This window comes from Paracoccus sp. SY (genome assembly GCF_002901215.1).
Classification (GTDB): domain Bacteria; phylum Pseudomonadota; class Alphaproteobacteria; order Rhodobacterales; family Rhodobacteraceae; genus Paracoccus; species Paracoccus acridae.
This window is the reverse complement of sequence record NZ_NWMQ01000073.1, coordinates 1-8,208: the sequence shown is the minus strand read 5'-3', so window position 1 is coordinate 8,208 and position 8,208 is coordinate 1. Positions and strand designations below refer to the sequence as shown.

The following is an 8,208-nucleotide window of genomic DNA, read 5'->3' as shown; positions in this document are numbered from 1 at the left end:
TTGTAGTCTATCACCCGCTTCACCGGGACCAGGATCTTCATGGGTCGTTCTCCCCTTCGTATCTGCTTGTCGGGGGCAGTGTTACCGACGGATCGGCGCGCTTTACAACATAAAAGCGTCCACCGACGCAGCGTTTGCGCCAGCATCCGACATTGCTGTCAGGCCTGGCGGCTTGCCCCCGGCACCCACAGGATATCGTCGGCCCCGCCGCTGTTGGCGACACGGGCCGCGACGAACAGCCAGTCGGACAGGCGGTTGAGATAGCGCACCGCCGCCCCGTTCACGTCGCCCCCCGTCGCCAGATCGGTCGCCCGGCGTTCGGCCCGGCGGGCCACGGTGCGCGACAGGTGCAGATGCGCGGCCAGGACCGAACCGCCCGGCAGGATGAAGCTGCGCAGCGGGTTCAGGTTGGCGTTCATGGCGTCGATTTCGGATTCCAGCCGCGTCACCTGGGCGTCGATCATGCGCAGGACAGGATACCCCGCCTGGTCGTCGGCGGCCATGTTCGGCCGCGCCAGATCGGCACCCAGGTCGAACAAATCATTCTGGATCACCGCGATCCGTTCGGCCAGGTCGCCCGTCGCATGAAGGCGGCAAAGGCCGAGGGTGGCGTTCAGTTCGTCCACGGTGCCATAGGCCTCGACCCGCGGATCGTGCTTGGCGACGCGGCTGCCGTCCGACAGCGCCGTGTCCCCCTTGTCGCCCGTGCGGGTATAGATGCGGTTCAGGACGACCATCAGCGACCCCCACCAAGCCAGACAAACAGCATGATCAGCGCCACGGTCACCGCCTGCGCGACAAGCCGCCACCGCATCATCCGGTTGCCGTGCTTGCGGTTGAATTCGCCGCCCTTGGCGAAGCCGCCGATCCCCGTGGCCAGGATCGCCAGCACCGCCAGCATTGCAATCGCAATCACATAGAACAGGGGACTGTCGGTCATGCTGCCGCCTTTCATTGGCCGGAACCCTAGCCCTGGCGCGCGAACCAGTCCAGTGCGCGCGTGGGAAGAAGCCGTCGCGCCGTGCCGGAAATCCAGGTCGGCGTCGTGACGTAATAGCGGGGTCGGGGCCGCACCGCCGTCAGGGCATGGACGATGCGGTCGCTGACGGCCGATGGCGGCAGCTCGAACCGGTCCTTGCCGGATGGCTCGTAAAGCCGCTTCAGCAGGGTTTCGCGGTATTCCCCGGCGCGGGCGCTGTTCTGCCAGTTCACCCATCGTTCGAAATGCGGAATGGCGTTCACGCGGATACGGCTGGCGATCGGGCCCGGCTCGATCAGGATGACCTTGACGGGGGTGCCTGCCATCTCCAGCCGCAGGACGTCGGTCAGACCTTCCAGCGCGAATTTCGTCGCCACATAGGGGCCGCGCCAGCGGATGCCGATCAGCCCCAGGACCGAACTGATGTTGACGATCCGCCCGCCGTTCTGCCGGAAATGCGGGATCAGGCGGACGGTCAGGTCATGGGTGCCGAACAGGTTCGCCTCGAAGATCGCGCGCAGGGCGCCGCGCGGCATGTCCTCGACCGCGCCGGGCAGGGCGAAGGCCGCGTTGTTGACAAGCGCGTCCAGCGGGCCGCCGGCTAGCACCCGATCGGCCAGCCGGGCCACGCTGTCGGGATCGGACAGTTCCAGGGGATGGCACTCCATCCCCTCGGCCTGGCGGGCGGCGATGTCTTCGGGCTTTCGGCAGGTGGCGACGACCTGCCAGCCGATGGCCTGCATCCGCCGTGCGGCGTCCAGGCCGATGCCCGACGAACAGCCGGTGATCAGGACGCGTCCCGTCATGGGGCCGTGGCCGACAGGAAGCGCCCCGCGACATAGCCCGTGCGGCCATCCGCATCGCGGATGTTGACCCATTCCGCATCCTGCGGGCCAAGCGGCTGGACCGCCGTGCCCCGCGTCAGCGAGGCGACGACCCTGTCGCCGGTCGATGGCCCGGCCCGCATGTTGACCCGATCCCCGGTCACATACAGCACCGGTCCTTCGGGCAGTTCCGCGGCCGGGGTTTCGCCGGCATGTTCGGGCGAAGGACGAAGCGCCGGGCCTGGGAAGCGCTGCACCTGTTCCGGGGTCTGCGATTCGGCCTGGATGACGGCAGCGGGCGCGATCTGCGGTTCGGGCACGGCCAAGGCCCGGGCTTCGGCATCCTGGGCTGCGGGCTGGACTTCCGGGATCGGCCGGTTTGCGGCGCGGGGATTGCCGTCGCCCCAGATGGTCAGGACCAGGAACAGGCCCGCCAAGGTCGCCAGCAGCAGCGCGCCCAGTCTGATCATCCTTGCCCCCGCCGACCCTTCGGGATCTTGTTAACCTATGATGCCGGGCAACGCCAACGCCCTTGCCCCCGTTCCGCGATTCATGCTGGACCGCACGGGCTTCGCGCCCTATCTGATGCCGCATGTCCAGCCTGCCCCCCGAACCCCCCGTCGATCCCGAAGACAACACCTATTCCGAACCCCTCAGCCGTGCCATCGGTGAGCGGTATCTGACCTATGCCCTGTCAACGATCATGCACCGGGCGCTGCCCGATGCGCGCGACGGGCTGAAGCCGGTGCATCGCCGCATCCTTTACGCGATGCGCGAATTGCGGCTGGCGCCGAACGGGGCGTTCCGCAAGTCGGCCAAGATCACCGGCGACGTGATGGGCAACTATCACCCGCATGGGGATGCCGCGATCTATGACGCCATGGCGCGCCTGGCCCAGGATTTCGCCATGCGCTATCCGCTGGTGGACGGGCAGGGGAACTTCGGCAACATCGACGGCGACAACCCGGCAGCGGCCCGATACACCGAGGCGCGGCTGGCGCAGACATCCGAAAGCCTGATGGACGGGCTGGCCGAGAACGCGGTCGATTTCCGGCCGAACTATGACGGCACCCTGACCGAGCCGATCGTGCTGCCCGCCGCCTTCCCGAACCTGCTGGCCAATGGCGCCTCGGGCATTGCGGTGGGCATGGCCACGAACATCCCGCCCCACAACCTGCACGAGGTGATCGACGCCTGCCTGCATCTGATCAAGACGCCCGAAGCGCGCGACGACACGCTGGCGGGCATCCTGCAAGGGCCGGATTTCCCGACCGGAGGCGTCATCGTGGAAAACCGCGAGACCATCGCCCAGATCTATCGCACCGGCCGCGGCGCCTTCCGCGTCCGCGCCCGCTGGATGGTCGAGGATCTGGGCCGGGGCCAGTGGCAGGTCGTCGTGACCGAAATTCCCTATCAGGTCCAGAAATCCAAGCTGATCGAGCGTCTGGCCGAACTGATCCAGACCCGCAAGATCCCGATCCTGGCCGATGTCCGCGACGAATCCGCCGAGGACATCCGCATCGTGCTGGAACCCAAGGCCCGCACGGTCGATCCCGAACAGCTGATGGGCGCGCTGTTCCGCGTGAGCGATCTGGAAATCCGCTTCAACATGAACATGAACGTGCTGATCGACGGCCGCGTGCCCAAGGTCTGCTCGCTCAAGGAGGTGTTGCGCGCCTTCCTGGACCACCGCCGCGACGTGCTGGTCCGTCGCGCCACCCACCGCCTGGACAAGATCGCCGCCCGGCTGGAGGTGCTGGAAGGCTATCTGATCGCCTATCTGAACCTCGACCGAGTGATCGAGATCATCCGCAACGAGGACGATCCGAAAGCGGTGATGATCGCCGAATTCGCCCTGACCGAGGTGCAGGTCGAGGCGATCCTGAACATGCGCCTGCGCGCCCTGCGCAAGCTGGAGGAGATCGAGCTTCGTGCCGAACGCGACGCCTTGCAAGAGGAACGGCAGGGCTTGGAGGCGATGCTGGCCGACGAAGGCGCGCAATGGGCACGCGTCAGCGACCAGTTGAAAGAGGTGCGCAACCTGTTCGGCAAGTCGCGCCCCGAAGGCCAGCGCCGCACCCAGATCGCCGAAGCGCAGGACGTCGCGCCCCTGGACATGGACGCCATGATCGAGCGCGAGCCGCTGACGGTGATCCTGTCGAAGATGGGTTGGATCCGCGCCATGAAGGGGCACCAGCCGCTGGACGCCGAGAACAAGTTCAAGGACGGCGACGGCCCCGGCCTGGCGATCCATGCGGAAACCACCGACAAGCTGATGATCTTCGCCTCGAACGGTCGTTTCTATACGCTGCCGGCCAACAGCCTTCCCGGCGGGCGCGGCATGGGCGAGCCGCTGCGCCTGATGTTCGACCTGCCCAACGAGGCCGAGGTGATCGCGATGTTCCCCTGGCGCGAGGATCAGAAATATCTGGTGGCGTCGAAGTCGGGGGACGGCTTCATCGTCGCGGCGGGCGACATTCTGGCGCAGACCAAGACGGGCAAGCAGGTTCTGAACGGCGAGGCGCTGCTGTGCCGCCCGGTCAGCGGCGATCATGTCGCGGTCGTCGGCACGAACCGCAAGATGCTGGTGTTTCCCTTGTCGGAACTGCCCGAGATGTCGCGCGGCAAGGGTGTTCGCCTGCAGAAATACCGCAGCGGCGGCGGGCTGGTGGCAGATGACACCTTGTCGGATGCGGCCTTCATCACCCTGGCGGATGGTCTTCGCTGGCAGGAAAGCGGCGGGCGCACGCGGACCGAACCGGACCTGTCGAACTGGCTTGGAAAACGCGCCACCGCCGGCAGCATGGCACCGCGCGGATTTCCGCGGGACAACAGGTTCAACTGACGAAGGGCTGGCGCCCTTCGACGCCATCTTTCCGGGGGCTTCGCCCCGTCCGCCCCTGGCGGACTCCCCAGGATATTTGGGACCAGAATGAAGGGGCGGCCCCCTGCCGCGCCGGCATGATGCGGACCGGCAGGGGGCTTTCACTCTGGACGGTCATCGGCGTCCCCGCCTGTACCGTGATTCGGTTATGCCCTGGAGATTCTTTCATTCTGGTTAAAATATCCCCGCCGGAGGCAAGAATTTTTTCTTAAAGACCGCTGCCGCCGACCGATCCGAAATATTCGCCGGTGATATAGCTTGCCTCGTCCGAGGCCAGCAGCACATAGATCGGCGCGATCTCGACTGGTTGGCCGGGGCGGCCCAGGGGTTGGTTCTTGCCGTGTTCTGCCGCCTTCTGGGTGGGTTGCCCACCCGAGACCTGCAGGGCGGTCCAGTAAGGACCGGGGCAGACGGCGTTCACGCGGATGCCGCGCGGGGCAAGCTGCTTGGCCAGGGACTGCGCGAAGGCGACATTGGCGGCCTTGGTCTGCGCATAGTCGAACAGGATGTCCGACGGAGAGAAGGCCTGTACCGAGGAGGTGATGATGATCGATGCGCCCGGTTCCAGATGCGGCAGGGCCGCGCGCGTGACCCAGAACGGCGCATAGACATTCGTCTTCATCGTGGCGTCGAACGACTCGGTGGTCAGATCCTCCAGCTTTTCGCAGAACTGCTGGCGGCCGGCGTTGTTGACCAGGATGTCCAGCCCGCCAAGACCCTGGACCGCCTGGCTGACCAGGAACTTGCAGAACTCCTCGTCCTTCAGGTCGCCGGGGATGGAGATCGCGTTGCGGCCCTCGGCCTTGATGAGGGCGATGACCTTGTCGGCGTCCTCCTGTTCCTCGGGCAGGTGGTTGATGGCGACATCCGCCCCTTCGCGGGCATAGGCTATGGCGGCCGCCGCGCCGATGCCGCTGTCCCCGCCCGTGATCAGGGCGCGCTTGCCCTTCAACCGGCCTGTGCCGCGATAGCTGGTCTCTCCGTGATCGGGCAGGGGATCCATGCGGCAGGCAAGGCCGGGGGCAGGCTGTTCCTGCCTGGGAAAATCGGGTTCGGGCAGGCGTGGGTCGCTGATCGCGCCGCTGCGGAAGGGGTGTTCGCTGGACATGGGGGTTCCTTTCGGTTGCCCTGTCCAACAAGCGGCGGCTGCGCGGGTTCCCCTTAGCGCCGCCGCACCCATTTCCAGCCGGTGACCATGGGCCGGACCAGATCCTCGCGCTTCCAGAAGCGATAGAAGACGATGGCCCCCCAATGCAGCAGCACCAGGACCAGGATCAGATCCGCGCCGCGATGATGCCACCGCAGCGCCGTCCGCGACATGTCCGAACTGACCGTTGAGGCAAGAGGTCCGACATTGATATAATCGTCGGGATCCGCGAACAGCCCTGTCGCCGTTTGCAGGATCAGCACCGCCAGCATCGCAACCACCGCAAGGGCCCCGACCGGACTGTGGCCGGGCCAATGACTTGGATGGGGACGGATCATTTCACGGGCATAGCCCAGCACGGCGCGCGGTCCCTGGATGAAGCGGGTGAATCGCGCGGCCGGCGGACCGGCAAAACCCCAGACCAACCGGAAGACCAGCAGGGCGATGACGCCATAGCCCAGCCAGAAATGCAGCGTCATGTCCGACGGGCCGATCTTGCCCAGCAGCCAGTTCGCAACGACCAGCAGGGCCAGGGACCAGTGGAAGACGCGCAGCGCCGGATCCCAGATCCGTTCGCGCTGCGCCGGGGCGTTCGGCATCAGTCTGCCTTGCGGTAATCGTCGTGGCAGGCCTTGCAGGCCCCGCCGATCTTCTGCAGCACCGGGCCCAGATTGTCCTGGCCGCCCTGCACGGCCTCGGGGCTGCCTGCCGCGGCTTCCGCAAGGCCGGCGAACTTGGCGCGGAAATCGTCGGGCTTTTCCCAGATCGCGGGCAGGGCGTCGGAATCGTCGTTTTCTTCCGAGGAGGTGCCTTCGACGAACAGCGCGGGCGCGTCATATTGCGTCAGCGCCACGATATTGGCCGTCGCTCGCGACGCAGCAGCCTCGTCATAGGGGATTTCGCCTTTCGCCATGCCCGAAAGCTGGCCCATGTTGATGCCCAGCATCTTCATGAAGCCGTGGCGTGCCTCGATCGCATCTTCGGCCGCATCATCGGCGGATTGCCCAAGGGCAAGGCCGGGAAGGGCAAGGCAAAGGGTGAGGACAACTGCTTTGACGGGGGTCATGGGCTGGCTCCTTGCAAGGACTGGCTGTGATGGTGACGCGACTTCCAGGGAAAAGAGTGGCAGAATCAAACGTCTGGATCAATCAGACCGAAGGGCAATGCGCAGATGCGAAAACAGCCCCCGAAGGGGCTGCCGCAAGGGTCACGAGTAAAGCTTCGCGACGCCGACGTCCTGGTGGATGTCGTTGACCGCGGCTCGGTCAAGGTTCAGCGCGCGGGCCAGCCGGTCCAGATAGCGGGCTTCATCCTCGTGATCCAGGTCGATGGCCAGGACCGACATCAGATAAACCTGGGATTCCAGTCCCTTCGGCACCTCGCGGGCCAAGGCTTCGGGGTCCACGGGGGCGGCCATCTGTTCGCGGATGAACTGGCGTTCATCATCGTCCAGGTCGTCGCCCAGCTTGCCCAGCAGGCGCTGCTTTTCGGCCTCGTCGATGGTGCCGTCGGACTTGGCGGCCTGGATCATGGCGCGCAGCATCAGGCCGGCCACGGCGTTCTGTTCCGGGGTGGGCGCGACCTCGGGTTCGTCCTGCTTGACCACGGCATCGTTGAACAGCTCGCCGAAGCTCGCATCATTGGTGGGCTGCGAATCCTTGCGTGCCAGGCCGCCCGCGACGCCGCCCGCCGCCGCGCCGCCCAGAAGCCCGCCCAGAAGATCGCCAAGGCCGCCGCCGGCGCCCGCGCTGCGGGTCTTGGGGCCGCCGCCAAGCTGGCCCAACAGGTCGCCCAGGCCGCCGCTGCCGCCGCTTCCGGTCCGGGCCTTGTTGGTCAGGCCGTCCAGCAACCCGCCAAGCCCGCCCGACGCGCCCCGCGACTGCGGCCCGCCATAGCGCGACCCGCTGCCCGGGCGCCCGCCACCCAGGACCTGGCCCAGCATGTCGTTCAGGCTGCCGCCCGCGCCCGCCTGCGTGTTGTTTCCGAACAGATCGCCCAGCAGCCCGCCCTGTTCGCGGTTCTGCGGGATCTGCCCCGGGCGGCCCTGCTGGCGCTGCTGCATGGCCGCGCCCAGACCCTTGGCAAGAACAACACCGGCCGCGACGCGGCCCAGGGTTTTCATCAGGCTCATCGAATCCATCCTCCTATGCGGGGTGTCGAGACTTGGGGCACCCCTGGTTCGCCCCCGAACAGAACTGTGCCCGGAATGGTTCCACCGGGCAACCGGGACGCCTGCCTGGCGGGTCCGCCGGACGTCCGGGCGCCCTTGATTTTTCCCAAGCCGGCTTATACATCGCGGCGCACGTCAATTCGGGGCCGTCTTCGCCATGCCCCGCGATCAGGAGGCCATCATGGCAAAGGCAAAGTTTGAACG

General features: G+C 66.5%; 9 protein-coding genes. 1 reads left to right on the top strand and 8 read right to left on the bottom strand.

Annotated features, from left to right (window positions below; translation table 11 throughout):
* Positions 1-158: 158 nt before the first annotated feature.
* From CK944_RS20750 to CK944_RS20735, 4 genes are read right to left on the bottom strand one after another with little or no spacing between them, the layout of a single operon-like run.
* Positions 159-737 carry a cob(I)yrinic acid a,c-diamide adenosyltransferase gene (locus tag CK944_RS20750; protein ID WP_103174961.1) on the bottom strand — a complete coding sequence of 193 codons (579 nt, stop codon included), beginning with the start codon at positions 735-737 and terminating at the stop codon, positions 159-161.
* Positions 737-940, bottom strand: coding sequence for a twin transmembrane helix small protein (locus tag CK944_RS20745; RefSeq protein WP_103174962.1), 204 nt, complete (start codon positions 938-940; stop codon positions 737-739). The genes CK944_RS20750 and CK944_RS20745 overlap by 1 nt, the downstream gene beginning before the upstream one ends.
* A gap of 26 nt (positions 941-966) precedes the next feature.
* Positions 967-1,785 carry an SDR family NAD(P)-dependent oxidoreductase gene (locus CK944_RS20740; RefSeq protein ID WP_103174960.1) on the bottom strand — a complete coding sequence of 273 codons (819 nt, stop codon included), beginning with the start codon at positions 1,783-1,785 and terminating at the stop codon, positions 967-969.
* A complete protein-coding gene (locus CK944_RS20735; protein ID WP_103174959.1) occupies positions 1,782-2,273 on the bottom strand; it encodes an SH3 domain-containing protein in 492 nt (163 codons plus the stop codon). The genes CK944_RS20740 and CK944_RS20735 overlap by 4 nt, the downstream gene beginning before the upstream one ends.
* A gap of 122 nt (positions 2,274-2,395) precedes the next feature.
* On the opposite strand from CK944_RS20735, the gene parC reads away from it, so the two are divergent.
* Positions 2,396-4,648, top strand: a complete 2,253-nt coding sequence (parC, locus tag CK944_RS20730) for a DNA topoisomerase IV subunit A (RefSeq protein ID WP_103174958.1) — start codon at positions 2,396-2,398, stop codon at positions 4,646-4,648.
* Positions 4,649-4,895: 247 nt separating this feature from the next.
* Here the strand turns inward: parC and CK944_RS20725 are convergent, their stop codons facing one another.
* The 4 genes from CK944_RS20725 to CK944_RS20710 all read right to left on the bottom strand — a co-directional run bounded on the left by CK944_RS20725 (position 4,896) and on the right by CK944_RS20710 (position 7,965).
* The gene (locus CK944_RS20725) at positions 4,896-5,795 is read right to left on the bottom strand and encodes an SDR family oxidoreductase (RefSeq protein WP_188717301.1); all 900 of its coding nucleotides are present in this window, start codon (positions 5,793-5,795) and stop codon (positions 4,896-4,898) included.
* A gap of 53 nt (positions 5,796-5,848) precedes the next feature.
* Positions 5,849-6,433, bottom strand: coding sequence for a cytochrome b/b6 domain-containing protein (locus CK944_RS20720; RefSeq protein ID WP_103174956.1), 585 nt, complete (start codon positions 6,431-6,433; stop codon positions 5,849-5,851).
* Entirely contained in the window at positions 6,433-6,900 is a 468-nt protein-coding gene (locus tag CK944_RS20715) for a cytochrome c (RefSeq protein ID WP_103174955.1), read from the bottom strand. Before CK944_RS20715 ends, CK944_RS20720 begins: the two co-directional genes overlap by 1 nt.
* Positions 6,901-7,041: 141 nt before the next feature.
* Positions 7,042-7,965, bottom strand: coding sequence for a tellurite resistance TerB family protein (locus CK944_RS20710; protein WP_103174954.1), 924 nt, complete (start codon positions 7,963-7,965; stop codon positions 7,042-7,044).
* Positions 7,966-8,208 lie beyond the last annotated feature (243 nt).